20 protein-coding genes and 1 riboswitch are annotated in these 22,494 nt (G+C 65.0%); of the genes, 5 read left to right on the forward strand and 15 right to left on the reverse strand.

The genetic code is table 11. The annotated features are described in order from the left end of the window. The first annotated feature begins 12 nt into the window (after positions 1-12). The 3 genes from coaE (at position 13) to yacG (ending at position 1,785) form a co-directional block, all read left to right on the forward strand. Positions 13-603 (forward strand): dephospho-CoA kinase, encoded by a 591-nt coding sequence (gene coaE, locus V7D81_RS10495; RefSeq protein WP_442958346.1) that lies wholly within the window; start codon positions 13-15, stop codon positions 601-603. Between the two features lie 92 nt (positions 604-695). Further along, positions 696-1,499: a cell division protein ZapD gene (gene zapD / locus V7D81_RS10500; RefSeq protein ID WP_324316391.1), complete on the forward strand. Its 804-nt coding sequence runs from the start codon at positions 696-698 to the stop codon at positions 1,497-1,499. Between the two features lie 100 nt (positions 1,500-1,599). Beyond that, positions 1,600-1,785 carry a DNA gyrase inhibitor YacG gene (yacG, locus tag V7D81_RS10505; protein WP_324316393.1) on the forward strand — a complete coding sequence of 62 codons (186 nt, stop codon included), beginning with the start codon at positions 1,600-1,602 and terminating at the stop codon, positions 1,783-1,785. Positions 1,786-1,878: 93 nt separating this feature from the next. On the opposite strand, the gene V7D81_RS10510 is transcribed toward yacG, so the two are convergent. Beyond that, a complete protein-coding gene (locus V7D81_RS10510; protein WP_324316395.1) occupies positions 1,879-3,987 on the reverse strand; it encodes a prolyl oligopeptidase family serine peptidase in 2,109 nt (702 codons plus the stop codon). 67 nt (positions 3,988-4,054) lie between these two features. On the opposite strand from V7D81_RS10510, the gene V7D81_RS10515 reads away from it, so the two are divergent. Next, complete coding sequence (locus V7D81_RS10515) at positions 4,055-6,355, forward strand: S9 family peptidase (RefSeq protein WP_324316397.1); 2,301 nt, start codon at positions 4,055-4,057, stop codon at positions 6,353-6,355. Positions 6,356-6,390: 35 nt separating this feature from the next. On the opposite strand, the gene mutT is transcribed toward V7D81_RS10515, so the two are convergent. The 3 genes from mutT to V7D81_RS10530 form a co-directional block, all read right to left on the reverse strand. After that, the gene (gene mutT / locus V7D81_RS10520; RefSeq protein WP_324316399.1) at positions 6,391-6,810 is read right to left on the reverse strand and encodes an 8-oxo-dGTP diphosphatase MutT; all 420 of its coding nucleotides are present in this window, start codon (positions 6,808-6,810) and stop codon (positions 6,391-6,393) included. Between the two features lie 8 nt (positions 6,811-6,818). Continuing rightward, positions 6,819-9,548 (reverse strand): preprotein translocase subunit SecA, encoded by a 2,730-nt coding sequence (gene secA / locus V7D81_RS10525; protein ID WP_324316401.1) that lies wholly within the window; start codon positions 9,546-9,548, stop codon positions 6,819-6,821. 324 nt (positions 9,549-9,872) lie between these two features. Next, on the reverse strand, positions 9,873-10,790 hold the full coding sequence (locus V7D81_RS10530) for a M23 family metallopeptidase (protein ID WP_324316403.1): 918 nt from the start codon (positions 10,788-10,790) through the stop codon (positions 9,873-9,875). A gap of 133 nt (positions 10,791-10,923) precedes the next feature. Next, positions 10,924-11,024: riboswitch (cyclic di-GMP riboswitch) on the reverse strand. An 80-nt stretch (positions 11,025-11,104) separates the two neighbouring features. On the opposite strand from V7D81_RS10530, the gene V7D81_RS10535 reads away from it, so the two are divergent. Next, complete coding sequence (locus tag V7D81_RS10535) at positions 11,105-11,389, forward strand: DciA family protein (protein WP_324316405.1); 285 nt, start codon at positions 11,105-11,107, stop codon at positions 11,387-11,389. A gap of 84 nt (positions 11,390-11,473) precedes the next feature. On the opposite strand, the gene lpxC is transcribed toward V7D81_RS10535, so the two are convergent. From lpxC to V7D81_RS10590, 11 genes are all read right to left on the reverse strand, one after another. Next, positions 11,474-12,397, reverse strand: a complete 924-nt coding sequence (lpxC, locus tag V7D81_RS10540; RefSeq protein ID WP_324316407.1) for a UDP-3-O-acyl-N-acetylglucosamine deacetylase — start codon at positions 12,395-12,397, stop codon at positions 11,474-11,476. Between the two features lie 206 nt (positions 12,398-12,603). Further along, positions 12,604-13,806 (reverse strand): cell division protein FtsZ, encoded by a 1,203-nt coding sequence (gene ftsZ / locus V7D81_RS10545; RefSeq protein WP_324316409.1) that lies wholly within the window; start codon positions 13,804-13,806, stop codon positions 12,604-12,606. Positions 13,807-13,922: 116 nt separating this feature from the next. Beyond that, complete coding sequence (ftsA, locus tag V7D81_RS10550) at positions 13,923-15,158, reverse strand: cell division protein FtsA (protein ID WP_324316410.1); 1,236 nt, start codon at positions 15,156-15,158, stop codon at positions 13,923-13,925. Between the two features lie 89 nt (positions 15,159-15,247). Continuing rightward, positions 15,248-16,075 carry a cell division protein FtsQ/DivIB gene (locus V7D81_RS10555; RefSeq protein WP_324316470.1) on the reverse strand — a complete coding sequence of 276 codons (828 nt, stop codon included), beginning with the start codon at positions 16,073-16,075 and terminating at the stop codon, positions 15,248-15,250. Next, positions 16,075-17,031, reverse strand: a complete 957-nt coding sequence (locus V7D81_RS10560) for a D-alanine--D-alanine ligase (RefSeq protein WP_324316412.1) — start codon at positions 17,029-17,031, stop codon at positions 16,075-16,077. The genes V7D81_RS10555 and V7D81_RS10560 overlap by 1 nt, the downstream gene beginning before the upstream one ends. Further along, positions 17,028-17,153, reverse strand: a complete 126-nt coding sequence (locus V7D81_RS10565) for a hypothetical protein (RefSeq protein WP_324316414.1) — start codon at positions 17,151-17,153, stop codon at positions 17,028-17,030. The genes V7D81_RS10560 and V7D81_RS10565 overlap by 4 nt, the downstream gene beginning before the upstream one ends. A gap of 74 nt (positions 17,154-17,227) precedes the next feature. Beyond that, positions 17,228-18,124 (reverse strand): UDP-N-acetylmuramate dehydrogenase, encoded by an 897-nt coding sequence (murB, locus tag V7D81_RS10570; RefSeq protein WP_324316415.1) that lies wholly within the window; start codon positions 18,122-18,124, stop codon positions 17,228-17,230. Then, positions 18,121-19,533: a UDP-N-acetylmuramate--L-alanine ligase gene (gene murC, locus V7D81_RS10575; protein WP_324316417.1), complete on the reverse strand. Its 1,413-nt coding sequence runs from the start codon at positions 19,531-19,533 to the stop codon at positions 18,121-18,123. Before murC ends, murB begins: the two co-directional genes overlap by 4 nt. Then, positions 19,530-20,618 carry an undecaprenyldiphospho-muramoylpentapeptide beta-N-acetylglucosaminyltransferase gene (gene murG / locus V7D81_RS10580; protein ID WP_324316418.1) on the reverse strand — a complete coding sequence of 363 codons (1,089 nt, stop codon included), beginning with the start codon at positions 20,616-20,618 and terminating at the stop codon, positions 19,530-19,532. The genes murC and murG overlap by 4 nt, the downstream gene beginning before the upstream one ends. Beyond that, the gene (gene ftsW, locus V7D81_RS10585; RefSeq protein WP_324316420.1) at positions 20,618-21,802 is read right to left on the reverse strand and encodes a putative lipid II flippase FtsW; all 1,185 of its coding nucleotides are present in this window, start codon (positions 21,800-21,802) and stop codon (positions 20,618-20,620) included. Before ftsW ends, murG begins: the two co-directional genes overlap by 1 nt. Continuing rightward, a partial coding sequence (locus V7D81_RS10590; RefSeq protein WP_324316422.1) for a glutamate ligase domain-containing protein occupies positions 21,799-22,494 on the reverse strand: 696 nt, incomplete at its 5' end. The genes ftsW and V7D81_RS10590, both read right to left, overlap by 4 nt.

Consider the following 22,494-nt stretch of genomic DNA (forward strand, 5'->3'; position numbering starts at 1 on the left):
CGCCCCCTCCTCATCGCCCTCACCGGCGGCATCGCCAGCGGCAAGTCGGCCGTGGCGCAGCTGTTCGACAACCTCGGCGTACCGGTGCTCGATACCGATCGGATTGCCCGCGACGTGGTCGAACCCGGCCTGCCGGCTTTTGCGGAAATCGTGACCGCCTTCGGACGCGACGTACTGGATGCCTCGGGCCGGCTCGACCGTCGTCGCCTGCGGGATCGGGTATTCGCCGATCCGGCCCAGCGCCGCTTGCTGGAATCCATTACGCATCCCGCCATCCGCGCCGAACTGGCGCGACGCTCGACGGCTGCCGGCGGTGCTTACCAGATTCATGTGATTCCGCTGCTGGTCGAGGGCGGGCGCAGTGACGTCTATGACCGCGTGCTCGTGGTCGATTGTCCTGAGGAGCAGCAGATCGAGCGGCTGATGGCGCGGGACAAGTCGAACGCCGAGCAGGCGCGGAGCATTCTTGCGGCTCAGGCGACCCGCGAGCAGCGCCTCGATGCCGCGGATGACGTCATCGTCAACACCGGAACTCTGGCCGACCTCGAGCAGTTCGTGCTCACGCTGCATCAGAACTACGAGAATCTGGCGATAAACGCGTAAGCGCCCCCCATCCCAACCTTCCCCCGCAAGCGGGGGAAGGGGTCGATCACTCGCGGCTTCCCTCACGTCGTTGAGTGCAGCACAATCCGGCGATGACCTCTGCAGACGCCACCGCACCAGGAACGGCAAGGGCCGCGCCCACCGTGTACGAACAGCCGCTCAACGAGCGGATGCGCACCTTTCTGCGGCTGGACTTCCTGTATCAGCAGACGCTGTACCACGAGGAACGTGCCGACGCGTGGTCGACCCGCGCGGCCATGAGTTCGCTGCTGGAAATCCTCGCCATCACGGCGCGCGGCGACATCCGCAGCGAAGTCCTGAAGGAACTGGAACGGCAGATGGCCGTGATGCACGAATACGGCGCCAAGCCCGGGGTCGATGGCGGCCGGCTCAAGGCAGTGCTGTCGAACCTCGCGAAGCTGCGGACCGAACTCAACAACGCCGGCGCCATGTTCATGCAGCGCCTGCGCGATTCCGAGTTCCTCAATGCGATCAAGCACCGCAGCGCCATCCCGGGCGGCACCTGCGAGTTTGATCTGCCCGACTATCGGCACTGGCTCGATCAGCCGTTCGAGCAACGCACGCAGACGTTCAATGGCTGGATGTCGACGATCCGCCCGCTCTGCGATGCCGTGACCGAACTGCTCTGGCTGACCCGCGAAGCGGCGCGACCCCGGCAGGAAACCGCCGTGAGCGGCACCTTCCAGCTGGCCTTCGAGCGCGAGAATCCCTGCCAGCTCATCCGCATCACGCTGCCCGCCGACACGAACCTGTTTCCCGAGATCAGCGGCAGTCACCACCGCTGCAGCATTCGCTTCATGACATCGACGGATGTGAATACGCGGCCCGTGCAGACGGGCGATGACGTGAAGTTTCTGCTGACGACGTGTACGTGAGGAAGGCGGCTGGCGGCTGGCTGCTGGCGACTGGCCAGAGTCCGTCGACACAGCTTTTCTGGCCAGTCGCCAGCAGCCAGTAGCCAACAGTCCGCCCCCCATGCCCACCGTTCCCTGCCCCACCTGCGGCCGCCCCGTCGAATGGTCCGAGGCCTCGCCGTGGCGACCATTCTGTACCGAACGCTGCAAGCTGATCGATCTGGGGGCATGGGCCGCGGAGAAGCATGCGATTCCAGGGGAGAGCATCGACGAGAGCGTCGATGAGGAATCGCCGCGCGAGCGATAGCGGTCACGCCTGCGCGTTCCCCTGTAGGTCAGGCTTTAGCCTGACTCCCAAGCAGGCCGGCTGAAGCCGGCCCCACAGGGGAAGAGGGAAAAGTCACTGCATCCCCAGCGTCCGCGTCAGAAACGCCCACTGATCCGCCCAGTCCTCGATCTGCATCCACACCGGCTTGCCGGCACCGTGACCGGCGCGGGTCTCGACGCGCAGCAGGACCGGATTCTTGCAGCCTTGCGCATGCTGCAGCTCTGCCGCGAATTTGTAGCTGTGCCAAGGCACGACACGATCGTCGCGATCGGCCGTAGTGATGAGCGTCGGCGGATAGCACTGCCCTGCTTTCACGTTGTGCACCGGTGAGTACGCATACTGAGCCTTGAACTCGTCGGCGTTCTCGCTCAGACCATAGTCGGTCGACCACTGGCGCGCATTCGCGCTGGCCGTGTGATATCGCAGCATGTCGAGCACGCCGACACCGGGCAGCGCAGCGCCGAACAGATCGGGACGCTGCGTCATGGCGGCGCCGACGAGCAGGCCGCCGTTGCTGCGGCCGCGGATCGCGAGCTTCGGCGTCGATGTGTATTTCCCGGCGATCAGCCATTCGGCCGCGGCGATGAAATCGTCGAACACATTCTGCTTCTGCAGACGCGTGCCGGCTTCGTGCCAGGCCTCGCCGTATTCGGAACCGCCGCGCAGATTGGCCACCGCATATACGCCACCCATTTCCAGCCACACCAGCGCCGGCACACTGAAACCGGGCTGCTGCGAAATGTTGAATCCGCCATAGCCGTACAGCATCAGCGGTGCGGTGCCGTCCTTCTTCAGATCGCGCCGATGCGTGATGAACATCGGCACGCGCGTGCCGTCCTTGCTCTTGTAGAACACCTGCTCGGTCACGTACTGACTGGTCTGGGCCGCAATCTTCGGCGTGCGGAACGCCTCGACCTTGCCGGTGCCGACATCGAGCCGTGACACCGAGGCCGGCGTCAGGAAATCGCTGTAGAGAAAGAATGTCTCGGCATCGTCGACGTCGGTCTCGAAACCGCTGACCTGTCCGTAGCCGGGCAGCGGCACGTCATAGAGCGGCTTGCCCTGCAGGTCGCTGACGCTGACGACCGAGTAAGCGTCCCTGACGTACTGGCCGATGGCGCGCTTGCCGACCACGGAGGCCGCCAGCAGCGCAGTCGATTTCTCTGCCAGCACGTCGCGCATTTTCGCCGCGCCATCGGGCTGTGCAGGCACCGCGACCAGGCGTGAGTTCGGCGCACCGCGCGTGGTCAGCACATAGAAGACATCATCCATCGCCGCCACGACTTCATAGTCGGCATCGAACCCATCGAACAACCTGACGACCGGCCCCTGGGGCTGCGAGTTCGCATCGAGCTTCTGATAGTAGATGCCCATTTTCTGCGAGCCGTCGTACAGCGTGATGATGAGATAGCGCCCGTCGTCGGACACCTGCGGATACGGATAACGCGTCGGGTGATCGGTGACGCGGAAGATCGAGCGATCGGCCTGCTGGTTGTCGCCGAGTTTGTGCAGGTAGATCGACTGCTGTTTCGAATCGTCGCCCTTGCCGTCTTCGCGCTGCGGATAGCGCGAGTAGTAGAGATACTTCGAGTCCTTCGTCCAGGCGACTTCGCGGAATTTCATGAAGCTCAATGCATCGGGGCGATCCTTGCCGCTGTCGACCTCGCGCACGTACCATGTACGCCAGTCGGTGCCGCCGTCCGAAAGACTGTAGGCGAGCAGCTTGCCGTCGGGACTCGGCACGAACTCGCCCAGCGCCACGGTGGCGTCGCCGCTGAACTTGTTCGGATCCAGCAGTACGCGCGGTTCCCCGACGAGCGAATCCGTCACGTACAGCACGCTCTGATTCTGCAGGCCGTCGTTGCGCAGGAAGAAGTAGCGGCCGCCGCGCTTCTTCGGCACGTCATAGCGTTCGTAATTCCACAGTTCCGTCAGGCGTTGCTTGATCTTTTCGCGCGCGGGAATTGCTTCGAGGTACGGCTGCGACAATTTGTTCTGCGCCGTCACCCAGTCGGCGACTTCCGTCGTGCCGATGTTTTCCAGCCAGCGATACGGATCAGCCACCCGCACGCCGTGATAGGTATCGACGTGCTCGATGCGCTTCGACGCCGGATAGGCCGCAACTTCGGCAGCGGCGATCGTCGGCAACAGCAGGCACAAGGCCACAACGGTTCGGCTCATCGCAAATCCTCTCGGGGCATCGTGATATGGTCACGCAAGCGCAACTCTACAGCCTTCGAAAACACCGATGCGGTATACAAGCGGCCTGCTCGTCGTTTCCCTGATGCTGCCTGTCGCAATCTGCGCAGCGGCCGATCCCGGAAAACTCAGCGTCGAACGTCTGTTCAGCGGCACGGATCTGAGCGGACCGCGATTGCGCAGTCCGGAGTTTTCGCCCGACGGGCGCTACGTCACCTACCTGCAGGGCAAGGTCGACAACAAGGATCAGCTCGATCTCTGGGCCTTCGACACCCGCACGGGACAGCAGAAGTTGCTGGTCGACTCGCGCGCCTTCGTGACCGGCGATGAACGACTGTCGGCCGAAGAAGAGGCAAGGCGCGAGCGGCAACGCACGGCGTCGCTGAAGGGCATCGTCGAGTACAGGTTCTCGAGCGACGGCAAGCGGCTGCTCGTACCGCTGGGCGGCGATCTCTATGTGTACGACCTCGTCGCGAAACGCGATCCGGTGCGTCGACTGACGAATACCGAAAGCTACGAAACCGATGCGCGCTTCTCGCCGCTCGGCAACCATGTGAGCTTCGTGCGCGACCAGGATCTGTTCGTCATCGAGCTGTCGAGCGGCGAAGAGCGGGCGCTGACCGCCGATGGCGAGGGCCTGATCCAGAACGGTGTGGCCGAATTCGTCGCGCAGGAGGAGATGGATCGTTCCACCGGCTACTGGTGGTCTCCCGATGAAAAGCGCATCGCGTTCACGCGTATCGACGACTCGCCGGTGCAGGAAGTCGAGCGACTGGAGATCAACGCCGATGGCGCGCGCGTCACGCGGCAACGCTATCCGGCGGCCGGCACGGCCAACACGCATGTCGAGCTGCGGGTACTCGAACTGGGGTCCGGTCGCATCACGGCCGTGCCGCTGAACTTCGACGATGGCTATCTGGCGCGCGTGAACTGGTTTCGCGATTCACGGCATCTCGCTGTCCAGAAACAGACGCGCGACCAGAAAACGCTGGACCTGATCAAGGTCGATGTCGGCACCGGCAAGACACGCACGCTGCTGACGGAAACGAGTCCGGCCTGGATCGAACTGCACGACGACCTGCGCTTCCTGGAAAAGCGCAATGCTTTCGTCTGGGCTTCGCGTCGTTCCGGTTACCGGCATCTGTATCTCTACGATCTGGACGGCAGGCTCATCCGGCCGCTGACCAGCGGCTCATGGATGGTCGTCGGCGATGGCACGGAGGACGGCCTCGTCGGCATCGACGAAAACAAGGGACTCATGTACTTCATGGCGAACGAGGCCTCGCCGCTCGAACGCCATCTGTACGCGACGTCGCTAACAACGGGCGATCCCGCCAGGCCGCGAAGAATTTCTGTCGAACCGGGCGTGCACGATGCGCGGCTCATGCCGAATCACCGGTTCTACCTGGATCAATGGTCCTCCCCGCAACAGCCGCCGACCGCCAGCCTGCGCTCGCTGGACGGCAAGGTAAGTCGCTGGCTGATGCGCAACGAACTGGACGAGAATCATCCGTATCAGGCTTTTCGCGCGAACCATTCGAGCGAGGAATTCGGTTCGCTGCAGGCGAGCGACGGACAGGCGCTCTACTACCGGCTCATCAGGCCGGTTCCGTTCGATGCGGGCAAACGCTATCCGGTCGTCATCGACGTCTATGGCGGACCGCACCAGCAATACGTGCGCAAGGACTGGATGGGCGGTTCGCGCGCCGTGCAGGGATATTTCCGCCAGCTGCTCGCGCAGCACGGCTTCGTGGTGTTCTCGCTCGACAATCGCGGCTCGGGATTCCGCGGCGAAGCCTTCGACACGGCGATCAGCGGGCGGCTCGGCAAAGTCGAAATCGAAGATCAGCTGCGCGGCGTCGACTATCTGAAGCGCCTGCCGTACGTCGACGGCGAACGCATCGGCATCATGGGCTGGAGCTACGGCGGCTACATGTCGCTGATGGCGCTGACGACGACCACGGTGTTCAAAGCCGGCGTCGCCGGCGCGCCTGTCACCGACTGGCGCCTCTACGACACGCACTACACCGAACGGTATCTGGGATTGCCGAGCGCCGGTAACAGTTACGAAGTCAGCGGCGTGCTGCCCTACGTCGATTCACTGCACGGCAACCTGCTGCTGGTACACGGCATGGCCGACGACAACGTGCTGTTCACGCACAGCACGATGCTGATGCAGCGACTGCAGTCGCTCGACAAGCCGTTCGAGCTGATGACTTATCCGGGCAGCAAGCACGGACTGGTGCGCATCCCGCAGACCGGGCGGCATTACTACGAGATGGTGGTGAGGTTCTTCGAGCGGGTTCTTGCTGTGGGGCCGGCTTCGGCCGGCCTCTCGGAGTCAGGCTGAAGCCTGACCTACAGGAAGAGAAGAATCCCTCGACACTACAGCTTGCAACCCAACGCCCAGCCTTCCACACGCTCCAGCGCGGGAATCATCGGCTTGTCCGCATCCAGCAGGCCGGTCCGCTCCAGATCGCCGACCTTCACCCACGCCAGCGTCTGGCCTTCGAGCGATTGCGGCACGCCGTTGTACTTCGTCACCAGCCACAGATCGAGCGTGATGAGGCGGTCGGGATACTGGTGGTCGTAGCAGATCAGCGGCTCGGCACCGAGGACTTCGATGCCGAGTTCTTCGTGCAGCTCGCGGGTCAGTGCCTGCAGACGTTCCTCGCCGGGTTCGCGCTTGCCGCCGGGAAATTCCCAGCCGCCGGCCATGTGCTTGCCGGGCGGACGCTGCGCGACGAGGACCTGTCCCTCGTCGTTGAAAATGGCGCCGGCGAGGACGTGGGCAGGAGGACGCATTCCCTGGCTTATCCTTCCTTCGCGAGCATGCCGTGGCAGTGCTTGTACTTCTTGCCGGAGCCGCACGGACACATTTCATTGCGTCCGACTTTCTTGGTCTCGCGAACGAACTGCGACACCGGCGCCGGTTCTTCCCCCGGCAGCGGCTCGGGCGGCTGCGGCGCGGTGATCTGCTCGGGAGCGGCGTGCTGGAAGCGCATGGCGCGCTCGAGTCGCGCCTGACGCTCCGCTTCTTCGGCATCGATCTCGGCCTGCGTGCGCAGCTGCATGCGCGACAGCAGCGACACGGTGTCGTGCTTGATGCGATCGAGCATCGACGAGAACAGTTCGAAGGCTTCGCGCTTGTATTCCTGCTTCGGATTCTTCTGCGCATAGCTGCGCAGATGAATGCCCTGGCGCAGGTAGTCCATCGCCGCCAGGTGCTCGCGCCAGTGCGAGTCGAGCTGCTGCAGCATGATGGCCTTTTCCAGGTGCCGCACGACCGGCACGCCGTACATGTCGACCTTCGACTGATAGGCCTCGTCAAGCGTCTTCACGATGCGTTCGCGCACATCCTGGTCGTTGAGATTCTTGTCCTGCTCCAGCCAGCCCTTGACATCGAGCGGCACGCCGAAGTCGCGCTGCAGCGTCTCGGTCAGCGATTCGACGTTCCACATTTCTTCCGGGCTGCCCTGCGGCATGAAGCGATCGGAAACCGTGTTCACGACTTCATGACGGATGCCGGCGACGGCATCGGCCACGTCCTCGGCGCCCATGAGTTCGGTGCGCTGCTGGTAGATGACCTTGCGCTGGTCGTTGGCGACGTCATCGTATTCGAGCAGGTTCTTGCGGGCGTCGAAGTTGTGGGCTTCGACCTTGCGCTGTGCGCGTTCGATCTGTTTCGAGAGCATGCGGCTCTCGATCACTTCGCCTTCCTTCATGCCGGCCGTCTGCAGCCAGCGCTTGGTGCGCTCGGGATCGCCGAAGATGCGCATCAGGTTGTCTTCGAGCGAAAGATAGAAACGGCTCGAACCTGCGTCGCCCTGACGGCCCGAACGGCCGCGCAGCTGGTTGTCGATGCGCCGCGATTCGTGGCGTTCGGTGCCGATGATGTGCAGGCCGCCGGCGGCGAGCACGGCGTCGTGACGCACCTTCCATTCGTCGCGTGCCTTCTGACGCGCGGCTTCATCGTTCGGATCGATACCGTGCAGGTCCGATTCGGGATTGCCGCCGAGCACGATGTCGGTGCCGCGACCGGCCATGTTGGTGGCAATCGTCACGGAGCCCGCACGACCCGCCTGCGCGACGATGTGGGCCTCGCGCTCGTGCTGCTTGGCGTTCAGCACTTCGTGCGCGATCTTGTGTTCCTGCAGCAGCTTGGCGAGGTATTCCGACGTTTCGATCGACGTCGTGCCGACCAGCGCCGGTTGGCCGCGCGCGACGCAATCGCGGATGTCTTCGATGATGGCGTCGTACTTGTCCTTCGCGGTGAGGTACACGAAGTCGGCATGGTCCTTGCGGATCATCGGCCGGTGGGTCGGGATGACGACGACTTCGAGGCCGTAGATCGACTGGAATTCGAACGCTTCCGTGTCCGCGGTGCCGGTCATGCCCGACAGCTTCGTGTACATGCGGAAGTAGTTCTGGAAGGTGATGGAGGCGACGGTCTGGTTCTCTTCGCGAACCCGCACGCCTTCCTTCGCTTCGACGGCCTGGTGCAGGCCGTCGGACCAGCGCCGGCCCTGCATGGTGCGACCGGTGAATTCGTCGACGATGATGACTTCGCCGTTGCGCACGATGTACTCGACATCGCGGTGATACAACGCGTGCGCGCGCAGCGCTGCGTTCAGGTGATGCATCAGGCGGATGTTCGATGCGTCGTAGAGACTCTGGTCGGGGCTCAGCAGGCCCGCTTCGGTGATGAGTTCCTCGGCGTGTTCGTGACCGGTATCCGAGAGGTGCACCTGGCGGGACTTCTCATCCGCCCAGTAGTCGCCCTCGCCTTCTTCGGACTCCTGGCGCTTGAGCCGCGGCACCAGCTTGTTGATGGCGACGTACAGCTCGGTGCTTTCTTCGGCGGGGCCGGAAATGATCAGCGGCGTGCGCGCCTCGTCGATCAGGATCGAGTCCACTTCGTCGACGATGGCAAAGGCGAGTCCGCGCTGCGTACGGTCTTCGAGACGGAACGCGAGGTTGTCGCGCAGGTAGTCGAAACCGAATTCGTTGTTGGTGCCGTAGGTGATGTCGCACGCATAGGCGGCGCGCTTTTCTTCCGACGACTGGCCGCTCCTGATGACGCCGACCGTGAGTCCGAGGAATTCGTAGACCGGGCGCATCCACTCGGCGTCGCGCGAGGCCAGGTATTCGTTCACGGTGACCACGTGCACGCCCTTCGCGGGCAGCGCATTCAGATAGGCCGGCAGGGTCGCGACCAGCGTCTTGCCTTCGCCAGTGCGCATTTCGGCGATCTTGCCGTCGTTGAGCGCCATGCCGCCGATGAGCTGCACGTCGAAGTGGCGCATGCCGAGCGTGCGGCGCGCGGCTTCACGCACTGCCGCAAAGGCTTCCGGAAGGATGTCGTGGACGGTCGCCCCGTCGGCGAGGCGCTTGCGGAATTCCTCGGTCTTGGCGCGCAGCGCCTCGTCGCTCAGTGCCTGGAACGCGGGTTCCTGGGCATTGGTCCGGCTGACGGCCCTGGAATATCCATTAACGAGCCGCTGATTGCGGCTGCCGAACAGTTGGCTGAGCCAATTCGCCACGAGAGAGAGCTCCGAGGTGGGCCAAAAGAAAGGACGCGATTGTACACGCCACCCTGCGACCCCATGCCGTCGGGTTTTTTTGATGGACGTGCGCGGCCTTGGGACCGACAGGCCGAGTTCGGGGCGGGGCGTGCGAAAACAAGGCCGAGGGCGGCGGGCCTTGTTTTTCTAGCTGTGGGGCCGGCTTCAGCCGGCCTTTGGATGTCAGGCTAAAGCCTGACCTACAGCCAGAGGCCGGCTGAAGCCGGCCCCACAGGCAGAGTCGGAAGTCGGTGCTGGAATTAAGACGCCGTCATCATCCGGGACTGCCGCCCCGGCCTGCAGCTACTGCCGCACGAAGCTCATCGGGTCGATGGCCCGGCCGTTCTTGAGTACTTCGAAATGCAGGTGGGGCCCGGTGGAACGGCCTGTCGAGCCGATCAGGGCGATGGCCTGGCCCTTCTGCACCGTGTCGCCCGGCGTCACCAGCGTGCGTTGGTTGTGCGCATAGCGCGTCACGTAGCCATTGCCGTGGTTGATCTCCACGGTCTTGCCGTAGCCGAAACGGTCCTTCGAGTAGGTCACGACGCCGGCAGCGACGGCGACGACCTGCGAGCCCGCAGGCCCCGCGAAGTCGATGCCCTTGTGGTAGACGGTGCGGCCGTTGAACGGGTCCGTGCGCTGGCCGAAGTAGGAGGAAATCCAGCCCTGCATGACGGGGCGTCCGCCCGGAACGATCTGCCGGCTGAGATTGCGGGTGGAAATGAGGCTTTCCAGTACGCTGAGCTGGCGCTCGCGATCCTTGATCTGGCGGCTCAGGGTATCGAGCATCGAAGAAATGTCCGGTGCCGCAACCAGCGCGCTCTCGGCCAGAGCCTCGGGTCCGCCGACGGCGGGCACGCGGTCGAAATCGAACTCGCCCTTGTCGAGGTGCGCCATCTCCGTCAGGCGGCGGCCCAGCGCATCGAGGCGGATCACGTGGGCATTCATCTGGCCGACGCGGCCGGCCAGCGCATCGAGACGGTTCTGCAATTCCTGCCTGGCGTCGACGACCTGCTGGCGCTGCTCTTCGAGCCGGCGGCCCCAGTCGGCGACCTGGGCGGTAGGAGCGAAAACGTTGCTGCGTCCGAGCTGGACCCCGGCGAAGAGCACGCCGGCAAGGATGGTCACGATCAGACCGATGGTCACCGTCGCAGCCAGCGGGCGGCCGAGCTCGATCTGGCGAGCGCGCCCCAGGCGTTTGGAAAAGACGATGACGTTCATTCGATCATGCCTCGCGTCCTCAAAAAATCTGGCGCGACAAAAACGTCCTGCCGGCGCAGCCGCATCGAGAAAGCTGCACCAACGGCATATCCAGAGAGGTGTGGACGTAGAACCGATGATTCGAGTTGTACATCCTGGCAACCCCGCTATCGTGACCGTCCTGCCTTCGAAGGCAGCGCCCTTAGACCGGTGGCTTTGCGTCCCCGCCTTTCAGCGGGTTTGCCCTTAACAGCGGTCGGGAATATGCAGAATCCGCAACCCAAAGATCAAGCAGTCAGCCCTCACATTGCACATTTCAGCTTATGTCTGAACCCATGAAGCCCATTTCGACTGGGTTGGGCCCGCTGCTCGCGCAGCTGGAGCGTCGCGCCCGGGAGACGCTCGATTTGACGGATCGGGTGCGGGCCGCGCTCGATGGCGACGAGAAAGCCCACGTCGTTTCAGCGAGTTACCGCGAGGGGACGCTGGTCATCGTGGCGGATTCCGCGGCCTGGGGGTCGCGGATCCACTATCTGCAGGAAACCCTGGCAGAACGGCTGCGGGCGCAGGGTGAGACGCAGTTCACGAAAGTGCAGGTGAAGGTGGGGAAGCCGGGGTGAGGCGGGGATTTTCTTCGTCTTGCTCTTACTGTGGGGCCGGCTTCAGCCGGCCTCTTAAATTAAGAAGTCAGGCTGAAGCCTGACCTACAGGGCGCCGGCGGACACCGCCGTCGCCGGCATATAAGAGATGGGCGCCTGCTCATCGCCTTCGAAGGTCGCCTCCTCCCACGCATCCGGCGTCGCAATCAGCTTGCGCAGCAACCGGTTGTTCAGCGCGTGACCGGACTTGAAGCCGCTGAACTCGCCGAGGATGCCCTTGCCGAGCAGGTACAGATCGCCGATCGCATCGAGGATCTTGTGCTTCACGAACTCGTCTTCGTAGCGCAGGCCTTCCTCATTCATTACGCCCGCGTCACCAATCACGATGGCATTCTCCATCGAGCCGCCGAGCGCGAGATTCTTCGAACGCATGTATTCGAGATCGCGCATGAAGCCGAACGTCCGTGCGCGACTGATCTCGCGCAGGAAGGAGGTGCTGGAGAAATCCATGCTCGCGATCTGGTCGCGCTTCTTGAAGATCGGATGATTGAATTCGATCTCGAAATTGACCTTGAAGCCGTTGTACGGCGTGAAGCGGGCCCACTTGTCGCCCTCTTCCACCTGGATGGGTTTGAGGATGCGTGCGAAACGCTTCGGTGCGGACTGCTCTTCCACACCCGCCGACTGCAGCAGGAACACGAACGGTCCGGCGCTGCCGTCCATGATCGGTACTTCCTCGGCCGACAGTTCTACATAGGCATTGTCGATGCCCAGGCCGGCGAAGGCGGACATCAGATGTTCGATGGTGCAGACCCGCGACTCACCTTTAATAAGAGTGGTGCCGAGCGTGGTCTCACCGACGTTCTCGGCGTACGCGGGCACGTCGATGGTCCGGTCGAGATCGGTACGACGGAACACCACGCCGGTATCCGGCGGCGCCGGCTTCACCACCATCAGCACCTTCTTGCCGGAATGCAGACCGACACCGGTGGCGCGGATGGAGTTCTTGATGGTGCGTTGGCGAAGCATGGGAGGCTCTAGGTGCGGGGCCCGAGCTGGCCGGAGGATCGCGGCGCTGAAGGAAATCGGTACATGAAACCTCGAAAAGCGGCGGCACCGTAGCACCGCATGCCGGACCCCACAAGCCTCTGACTTGTGGGGTCGACACGCGGTCACTTCAACGTCGGGCAAGGGGACGCTTTGCCCGACCGCCAGGTTCCCTGACCTGGACGACTTCAGTCCGCCTGACGCCGCAGGAATGCCGGAATATCCAGCATCGCGGTGTCATCGGAATTGAGGCCATCCCCGACCGCACGACGCGGTGCAACGGAATCGCGGCCGTAGTCCCGACCACTGTCGCGCTGCTGACGGATGTACGTCGGCACGTGCAGATCATCGAGCGTCGGCACGCGACCGGCGCGGCCGCCGGCAATCGCCGTCATCTGCTTGCGCGCGTCCGGCTGCGGCATCTGCTCGGCCACCGGGCGACCGATGCCGGTCGCAACGACCGTCACGCGGATGTCTTCGCTCATCTCCGGATCGATCACGCAGCCGACCACCACGTTCGCATCCTCCGACGCGTACTGCTTCACCGTATCGCCGACGACGCTGAACTCGCTGGTGCGCAGGTCCATGCCGGCCGTGACGTTGATCAGCAGGCCGTGAGCGCCGTGCAGATTGACGTCTTCGAGCAGCGGGCTGGAGACGGCGGCTTCGGCCGCTTCACGCGCGCGGTTCTCGCCGCGTGCCGAACCCGAACCCATCATCGCCATGCCGGTTTCCGCCATCACGGTGCGCACGTCGGCGAAGTCGACGTTGATCATGCCGGGCTTGGTGATCAGTTCAGCGATGCCCTGCACCGCGCCCTGCAGCACTTGGTTCGCCGCCTTGAAGGCGTCGAGCAGCGTGACATCGCCGCCGAGCACCGTGAGCAGCTTCTGGTTCGGAATCGTGATCAGCGAGTCGACGTGACGGCTGAGTTCGCTGATGCCGTGTTCCGCCGAGCCCATGCGCTTGCGGCCTTCCATGTCGAAGGGACGCGTCACGACGGCGACCGTCAGGATGCCGAGCTCCTTCGCGATCTGCGCCACGACCGGCGCTGCGCCCGTGCCCGTACCGCCGCCCATGCCGGCGGTGATGAAGAGCATGTCGGAGCCTTCGATCATTTCGATGATGCGGTCGCGATCTTCCATCGCGGCCTGACGGCCCACTTCAGGATCGGCACCCGCGCCCAGACCCTTGGTGATGTTGCAGCCGATCTGCAGACCGACTTTGACCTTGGAATGCTTCAGCGCCTGAGCATCCGTATTGAGGCAGATGAAATCCACGCCTTCGATCCCGGTCTGGATCATGTGCGACACGGCGTTGCCGCCGCCGCCGCCCACGCCGATGACCTTGATGACGGCCCCTTGATTCTCAGTATCAGCAAGTACAAACATCGTTAGTCCCCTCGATGTCGTGACGACATCTCAAATCCACGTCGACAAATCGGTGCACCGCGTTCAGAGGACACTGCGCACCACCCTTCACCTTCATCTGCTCGCATGCAACGCGATCAGAAATTGCCCTGAAACCACGCCTTCATCCGATCGAACACGCCGCGCGCGTTACCGCCGAGCGGCGATTCGCGCCGGCCGCGCATGTAGTTCTCGCGGCCGTACAGCAGCAGGCCCACGCCGGTCGAATGAATCGGATTGCTCACCACGTCCACCAGCCCGCTGATGTGCTGCGGAATGCCGAGCCGCACGGGCATGTGGAACACTTCTTCCGCCAGCTCGACCGCGCCTTCCATCTTGGCGCTGCCGCCGGTCAGCACGACGCCGGCCGCGATCACTTCCTCGAAACCGGAGCGCCGCAGTTCTTCGCGCACCAGCGCGAACAGTTCCTCGTAACGCGGCTCGACGACTTCGGCGAGCGTCTGGCGCGCCAGCCGGCGCGGCGGACGATCGCCCACGCTCGGCACTTCAATGGTCTCGTCGGAGTTCGCGAGCTGCGACAGCGCGCAGGCGAACTTCATCTTGATCTCTTCGGCGTGATGCGTCGGCGTGCGCAGGCTGACGGCGATGTCGTTGGTCACCTGATCGCCCGCGATCGGAATCACGGCCGTGTGACGGATCGCGCCGCCGGAGAACACCGCGATGTCGGTCGTGCCGCCGCCGATGTCGACCAGGCACACGCCCAGTTCCTTTTCGTCGTCGGCCAGCACCGCGTAGCTCGACGCCAGCTGTTCGAGCACGACGTCTTCGACCGCGAGCCCGCAGCGCTGCACGCACTTCACGATGTTCTGCGCCGCGCTCTCGGCCCCGGTCACGATGTGCACCTTGGCTTCCAGGCGCACGCCCGACATGCCGATCGGCTCGCGGATGCCTTCCTGGCTGTCGATCAGGAATTCCTGCGGCAGGATGTGCAGGATTTTCTGGTCTGCCGGAATCGCCACGGCACGCGCCGCATCGATCACGCGATCGACGTCTTCGGACGTCACTTCCTTGTTGCGGATCGCGACGATGCCGTGCGAGTTCAGGCTGCGCACGTGGCTGCCGGCGATGCCGGCGTACACCGAATGAATCTCGCAGCCGGCCATCAGCTCGGCTTCCTCGACCGCGCGCTGGATGGACTGCACCGTCGACTCGATGTTCACGACGACGCCACGCTTCAGTCCGCGCGAAGGATGCGAGCCAAGGCCCACCACCTCCAGCGAACCGTCGTGAGTCATCTCGCCCACGATGGCGACGACCTTGGAGGTGCCGATATCCAGGCCGACGATCAGATTGCGGTCATTCTTTCTAGCCACTTCCCACCTTGCGAGTCAGATTCATTCCCGCCCTCTCTTCTTCCCCTCCTCCGCACAGCGGGGGAGGGACAGGGAGGGGGCCTCTTCACTCACGCATCCGGCACAGTCGCGGTCGCGTCATGCGCCACGCGCGTCGCCGGCGGATTCCAGCCGACCGAAAATCCGTTGCTGTAACGCAGATCGACGTAGCCGACTTCCGTGCTGCGCGTCGCCACCAGCGGACTGGCCACACGCAGGAAGCGTTCGAGCCGCTCATGCACGTCCTGTCGACCGAGCCGCACCTGCACGCCATTGGAAAGCGTGAGTTCCCACGCGCCGCGCGGATCGAGCTCGACCTTCGCGAGCCGCATGCCGACGGCGAGCAGGCGCGGATAACTCTCGAGATACAGATGCGCCACTTCCTCTTCGGTACCTTCGGGACCGATCAGCTGCGGCAGCTCGGGCGGAATGTGCCGCGAGTGCTTCAGGAACAGTTCGCCGCGCGTGTTCATCAACCCGTCCTCGCCCCAGCGCGCCGCGGCGACATGCTCGGTGATGACGACACGCACCGAGCGCGGCCAGCGGCGTTCGACGCGCGCGCGATCGACCCAGGCAATGGCTTCGAGCGAGGCCTGCAGGCGTTCGAGATCCACCGAGAGAAAACCGGCGCCGCGAAACGGCGCGACCGCTTCGTCGATCTGCACCGGCGCGACGCGCTGGAACTGACCCGCCACATCGACCTTCGCAATCGGACGATCGAGCGCCGTGGTCAGGCCCCAGATCGCCAGCAGCGCACCGAGGATCGCGCCCGACATGCCGAGCACCGGACGGATCGTTTCGATGAACAGCGGCTGCAGACCGCCGAGCGACAGGCGCGACCACCCGCCCGATCCGGCGTCTTCGGTCTTGCGACGATTGCGTTTGCGCGACGTTCCCATCACGGCCGCGACCCTCCGCGCGTGAGACTGGTTTCGAGCACGCGCCACACCAGATCGTCGAACTCGATGCCGAAGACGCGCGCCGCCTTGGGCACCAGCGAATGACTCGTCATGCCCGGCGCGGTGTTCACTTCGAGCAGGAAATTCCTGCCGCTGCGATCGCGCATCACATCGACGCGACCCCAGCCGCTGCAGCCCGCCGACTGGAATGCCGCGAGCGCGAGATCGCGCATCTCCTCTTCCGCCGCACCGGTCAGTCCGGGGCAGATGTACTGCGTGTCTTCGGCGACGTACTTCGCGTGGTAGTCGTAGTACTCGCCCGCCGGCACGATGCGGATCGTCGGCAGCGCCGTCTCGCCGAGAATGCCGACGGTGTATTCCTCGCCGACGATCATCTGTTCCATCAGCAGATCGCCCTCGTAACGTGCCGCGAGCGCCACGGCGCCCGGCAGGTCCGCTTCGCTGAACACGCGACTCACGCCGACGCTCGATCCTTCGCAGGCCGGCTTCACGATCACCGGCAACCCCAGCGAGGCCGCCGCCTTCGCCACATCGTCATTGCGTTCGAGCCGCACATAGCGCGGCGTCGGCAGACCGAGCGACAGCCACACCTGCTTGGTGCGGATCTTGTCCATCGACAGCGCCGACCCCAGCACGTCGGAGCCGGTGTAAGGCACGCCGAAGGCTTCGAGCAGGCCCTGCAGGATGCCGTCTTCGCCGCCGCCGTGATGGCCGTGCAGGATGTTGAAGACGCGGTCGATGCGCTTCGCCACGATCTCGCGCACCAGCGCCGGAATGCCATCGATCGCCTGCGCGTCGACACCGCGACGCCTGAGCGCTTCGAGACAGTTGCGCCCGGAGTCGAGCGACACTTCGCGCTCGGACGACGTGCCGCCCATGAGCACGGCGACGCGGCCGAAGGCGCGCGGATCGGTGGTGTGGGGATCGGTGCTCATGCGGGAATCTCGCTGCGGCTGCTGGCGACTGGCCGCTGGCCGCCGGCCAGCAGCCAGACATCGGCACGTGCTGCGCGCCAGTGACTGATGAGCGAACTGCGAGGCAGAGCAGCGCGTTGCACGGACCGTTCCCGCATAAAGGCCTTCCAAGCCTCTTCTCTGGCCAGCGGCCAGCAGCCAGTTGCCAGCAGCCGCCTCATGTCTTCTCTCCCACCATCCGCACTTCCGGCGTGAGCTTCACGCCGTGCATCTGCTCGACGGTCGTGCGGACATGCGCGATGAGCTGCTCGATATCGGCGGCAGTCGCAGTGCCGTCGTTGACGATGAAATTCGCGTGCATCTCCGAGACGCGCGCGCCGCCGATGCGAAAGCCTTTCAGGCCCGCACTGTCGATCAGTCGCGCGGCGTGATCGCCCGGCGGATTCGTGAACACGGACCCGCACGACCATTCGCCGATCGGCTGCGTGGCCTTGCGACGGGCGAGCAGGATGCGGATGTCTTCGCTGCTGACGCCGGGCCGCTGTTCGAAGCGCAGCCGCGCGCCGAGGAACCATTCGTCGACCGGACCGTCGACGTGGCGATAGCCCACCTGGTAGTCCGCTGCCGGTCGCTCGCGACGCACGCCATCGCGATCCAGCGTCGCTACCGACACGACGTGATTCCACGTCTCGCCGCCGAACGCGCCGGCATTCATGGCGAGCGCACCGCCGAGCGTGCCGGGAATGCCGGCGAAGAATTCCGCGGGTCCGAGCCCCCACTTGATGCACTGCTTCGCGAGCTTGGCGCACGCCACGCCGGCGCCCGCCCAGACCTCGTTGTCGTCGAGACGATCGAGTTCCGCGAACACGCCGTGCGTATCGATCACCGCGCCGCGGATACCGCCGTCGCGAACCAGCAGGTTGCTGCCGAGACCGATCCACATCACCGGCGTGGCGCGATCGAGGCTGCGCAGGAACGCGGCGAGATCGGCCACGTCCAGCGGCGTGAAGAACAGGTCCGCCGGGCCACCGACGTGCCACGACGTGTGCTTCGCCATGCGCTCGTTGCGCAACACGCGCGCGTCGAAATCCGGCGGCAGTGCGAGGGAGTTCATGCAGCCCCCTTCGCAGCCAGCGTCACCGGCAGATCGGCCGCCACGGCGCCGATGCTGCCGGCGCCCATCGTCACCACCAGATCGCCATCGCGCAGGATCGGCAGCAGCGTCTGCGGCAGCTGCTCGGCCTTCTCGACGAACAGCGGTTCGACGCGACCGTGCGAACGCACTGCGCGACAGATCGCCTTGCCATCGGCGCCGGTAATCGGCGTCTCGCCGGCGGCATAGACTTCGGTGACGACCAGCGCGTCGACGCCCGCGAGCACGCGCGCGAAGTCGTCGAGCAGATCGCGTGTGCGCGTGTAGCGATGCGGCTGGAACGCCAGCACGATGCGCCGGCCCGGCCAGCCCTGGCGGATCGCTTCGAGCGTGGCCGCGAGTTCGGTCGGATGATGGCCATAGTCGTCGACGAGCGTGACGCGACCCGACGGCGTATCGACATCGCCGTTCTGTTGCAATCGACGATCGATGCCCTGAAAGCTGGCGAGCGCCGACTGAATCGCCGCATCCGGAACATCCAGTTCCGTCGCGACGGCAATCGCCGCCAGTGAATTGAGCACGTTGTGCGTGCCGGGGCGATTCAACGTTACCTGCAATGCGGCGGGGCGACCCGCGCGATGCACGCGGAAGCGCGTGCGCAACCCTTCGCGCACGATGTCGGTCGCGCGCACGTCGGCCTGCTGCTCGATCCCGTACGTGACCACGGGACGATTGATGCGCGGGATCATCGCGGCCACCACCGGATCGTCGGCGCAGATCACGGCCAGTCCGTAGAACGGCAGGTTGTGCAGGAAGTCGACGAAGCTCTGCTTGAGACGCTCGAAGTCGCCTTCGTGCGTACCCAGATGATCGTTGTCGATATTGGTGACGATCGAGATCATCGGCTGCAGATGCAGGAACGACGCATCGCTTTCGTCCGCCTCTGCGACGAGATACTTGCCCAGTCCGAGCTTCGCATTCGTGTCGGCGCTGACCAGCCGGCCGCCGATGACGAAGGTCGGATCGAGATTTCCTTCCGCGAGCAGGCTCGCGACCATGCTGGTGGTCGTGGTCTTGCCGTGCGTGCCGGCCACCGCGATGGCGTAACGGAAGCGCATCAGTTCGCCGAGCATTTCGGCGCGCTGCACGATCGGCAGTCGCTTCGCATTCGCGGCGACGACTTCCGGATTGCTCGCACTCACCGCCGTCGAGACGACGATGACATCGGCCTTGCCGATGTTCTCCGCCGCATGACCGATCATCACGCGCGCGCCGAGCCGCTGCAGTCGTGCGGTCACGGTGTTGTACTTGAGATCGCTGCCCTGCACGTCGTAGCCGAGATTGACCAGCACCTCGGCAATGCCGCCCATGCCGGCGCCGCCGATGCCGACGAAGTGGATGCACTGGATGCGGCGCATGCGGTCGGTCATGCCGCACCTCCCGCCGCCGCGACGCAGGCATCGGCCAGGCGCACATCCGCATCGGTGAGCGCAATCGAGCGCGCCTTCACGGCCATGTCGGCGAGCTTCGTGCGGCCCGCTTCGAGCAGCGTGCGCAGTTCGTTCGCCAGGCGCAGCGGCGTCAGCTCGGCTTCGGGAATCAGCACGCCGGCACCGGCCGCGACGGGGAAGCGCGCGTTGTGGGTCTGGTGATCGTCGACCGCCGCGGCGAACGGCACGAACACGGCGGGCACACCGGCGGCGGCAAGTTCGGACACCGTGAGCGCGCCGGAGCGGCAGATCACGAGATCCGCCCAGGCATACGCCTCGGCCATGTCGTCGATGAACGCACGCACATCGGCCTCGACACCGTGCTTCTCGTACGACTCGCGCGCCTGTGCGATGTGACGTTCGCCGGCCTGATGCAACACCTGCGGCCGCAGCGAGGTATCGATCATCGCCAGCGCCGCCGGCACGACGACGTTGAGGCGCGATGCGCCCTGACTGCCGCCGATGATGAGCACACGCAGCGGACCGCGTCGTTCGGCGAAGCGTTTCTCCGGCGGCGGCAGCGCGGCGATTTCACGACGCACCGGATTGCCGACGCGCTCGGCCTTGATCGACTTCGGGAAGCTCGACGGAAACGCCTCGAACACGCGCTGCGCCAGACGCGCCAGCATCTTGTTGGTCATGCCGGCAACGGCGTTCTGTTCATGGATCACCAGCGGCCGGCGCGTCAGCCACGCCGCGATGCCGCCCGGACCCGAGACGAAACCGCCGGCGCCGAGCACGACGACCGGCTGGCGGCGACGCATGACCTGGATGCTCTGCCACACTGCGCGCGCCAGCTGGAAGGGCGCGGCGAGCAGCGTCGTCACGCCCTTGCCGCGCACGCCGCTCACGCTGATCCATTCGATGGGGATCTGCTGCGGCGGCACGAGCTTCGCTTCGAGACCGCGCTGCGTGCCGAGCCACACGGGTTCGAAGCCGCGCTCACGCAGCACGCGCGCGGCCGCAAGCGCCGGGAAAACATGCCCGCCGGTGCCGCCCGCCATGATGAGCACGGTGCGCGCCATCAGTCGCGCTCCTTGCGCACGGCGAGCCGCCCCGCGACGCTGGCTTCGTGATGAATGCGCATCAACAGGCCGAGCCAGCCGAGCGTGACCAGCACGCTCGAACCGCCATAGGACATGAGCGGCAGGGTCAGGCCCTTGGTCGGCAGCAGGCCGAGATTCACGCCGACGTTGATGAAGGTCTGCAGTCCCAGCCAGATGCCGAAGCCTGCGGCGCAATAGGCCTGGAACGGCAGGCCCGCATCGGCCGCGAGCCGCGAGATGCGGAACGCACGCCACACCAGGATCATGAACAGCGTCAGCGTGACGACGACGCCGACCAGGCCCAGTTCTTCCGCCAGAATCGCGAACACGAAATCGGTGTGCGCTTCGGGCAGGTAGAACAGTTTCTGCACGCTCGACCCCAGGCCGACGCCGAACAGTTCGCCGCGACCGACCGCGATCAGCGACTGCGTGAGCTGGAAACCCGAGTTGAACGGATCGGCGAACGGATCGAGGAACGCCGTCAGGCGCTTGAGGCGATACGCGCTCGTCACGGCGATCACGCCCATGCCGGTGGCGGCGAGCGCGACGAGCGCCAGGAAGTGCCGCAGTTTCACACCAGCAAGGAACAGCACGCCGAGACCGGTCGCCATCAGCACCGTCGCCGCGCCGAAGTCCGGTTCGAGCAGCAGCAGCGCCGCAGCCGCCATCAGGATGCCGAGCGGTTTGAGGAAGCCCTTCAGTTCGTCCTTCAGTTCCTGCTGCCGGCGCGCCACGTAGCTCGCGAGATAGGTGAGCAGCAGCACGCGCGCCAGTTCCGACGCCTGGAAATTCATGAAGCCCGCGCGCAGCCAGCGGCGGCTGCCGTTCACTTCGTAACCGAGGCCGGGAATCAGCACGATGATCAGCAGCAGGAATGCAAACAGCAGCAACGGCATGGCCATGCGTTCCCACACGGACGTGGGAATGAACATCATGAATGCGCAGCAGATCGCACCGAGGATCACACCGACGCTCTGGCGCTCGAGGAAGTGCAACGGCTCGTGCACCTGGCGATCCGCGATGGAGATCGAGGCCGACGTGACCATCACGAGGCCCAGCAGCAGGATGCCGGCCACGCTGAGCAGCAGCGCCTGATCGAACACGAAGCGCCGTGGGCGCGTGTTGGAGCGGGCGAACGACATGGTGCTGGCGTTCGCGCTCATGCCGTGAGCCCTCTGACGGCGGCGGCGAATACATCGCCGCGATGTGCGTAGTCGCGGAACATGTCGAGACTCGCGCAGGCGGGCGACAGCAGCACGGTTTCGCCTGCACGCGCCGCACGCGATGCAAGCTTCACCGCCTTAGCCATGTCGATGGCGAACTCCACCGTCGTCACGCCTTCGAGCGCCGCGGCGATGAGTTTCGCGTCCTGACCGAGCAGCACGACGTGCCGCACCTTGCCGCGAAACGCGGCGGCCAGCGGTGCGAAGTCCTGGCCCTTGCCCTGTCCGCCGGCGATCACGATGAGCGAACCGGGCATGCCGGCCACGGCCGCCAGCGTCGCACCGACGTTCGTGCCCTTGGAGTCGTCGATGTAGCGCACGCCGTCGACGTCCGCGATCCATTGCGAGCGATGGGCCAGGCCGGGGAATTCGCGCAGCGCTTTTAGGCAGGCTGCGCGATCGAGACCGAGCGCGTCAGCCATTGCGAGCGACGCGAGGGCGTTGGCGGCGTTGTGCAGGCCGGCGATCTTCAGTTCGGACATCGCGATCATGCGGTGGGCGCCGTGCATGAGGGCGACGTCGCCGTTGGTTTCCACGGCGTAGTACTCGGCGGCGGGATCGCTGATGAGGCTGAATCCCAATACGCGAGCGCCCCCTCCCTGCCCTCCCCCGCAAGCGGAGGAGGGGAAAGA

The organism is Povalibacter sp. (genome assembly GCF_036735925.1).
Classification (GTDB): Bacteria; Pseudomonadota; Gammaproteobacteria; order Steroidobacterales; family Steroidobacteraceae; genus Steroidobacter.

Coding starts and splice junctions, on each gene's coding strand:
- zapD (WP_324316391.1), top strand. CDS start 696: ATGACCTCTGCAGACGCCACCGCACCAGGAACGGCAAGGGCCGCGCCC.
- yacG (WP_324316393.1), top strand. CDS start 1,600: ATGCCCACCGTTCCCTGCCCCACCTGCGGCCGCCCCGTCGAATGGTCC.
- V7D81_RS10510 (WP_324316395.1), bottom strand. CDS start 3,987: ATGAGCCGAACCGTTGTGGCCTTGTGCCTGCTGTTGCCGACGATCGCC.
- V7D81_RS10515 (WP_324316397.1), top strand. CDS start 4,055: ATGCGGTATACAAGCGGCCTGCTCGTCGTTTCCCTGATGCTGCCTGTC.
- mutT (WP_324316399.1), bottom strand. CDS start 6,810: ATGCGTCCTCCTGCCCACGTCCTCGCCGGCGCCATTTTCAACGACGAG.
- V7D81_RS10530 (WP_324316403.1), bottom strand. CDS start 10,790: ATGAACGTCATCGTCTTTTCCAAACGCCTGGGGCGCGCTCGCCAGATC.
- V7D81_RS10535 (WP_324316405.1), top strand. CDS start 11,105: ATGAAGCCCATTTCGACTGGGTTGGGCCCGCTGCTCGCGCAGCTGGAG.
- lpxC (WP_324316407.1), bottom strand. CDS start 12,397: ATGCTTCGCCAACGCACCATCAAGAACTCCATCCGCGCCACCGGTGTC.
- ftsZ (WP_324316409.1), bottom strand. CDS start 13,806: ATGTTTGTACTTGCTGATACTGAGAATCAAGGGGCCGTCATCAAGGTC.
- V7D81_RS10555 (WP_324316470.1), bottom strand. CDS start 16,075: ATGGGAACGTCGCGCAAACGCAATCGTCGCAAGACCGAAGACGCCGGA.
- V7D81_RS10560 (WP_324316412.1), bottom strand. CDS start 17,031: ATGAGCACCGATCCCCACACCACCGATCCGCGCGCCTTCGGCCGCGTC.
- murB (WP_324316415.1), bottom strand. CDS start 18,124: ATGAACTCCCTCGCACTGCCGCCGGATTTCGACGCGCGCGTGTTGCGC.
- murC (WP_324316417.1), bottom strand. CDS start 19,533: ATGACCGACCGCATGCGCCGCATCCAGTGCATCCACTTCGTCGGCATC.
- murG (WP_324316418.1), bottom strand. CDS start 20,618: ATGGCGCGCACCGTGCTCATCATGGCGGGCGGCACCGGCGGGCATGTT.
- ftsW (WP_324316420.1), bottom strand. CDS start 21,802: ATGAGCGCGAACGCCAGCACCATGTCGTTCGCCCGCTCCAACACGCGC.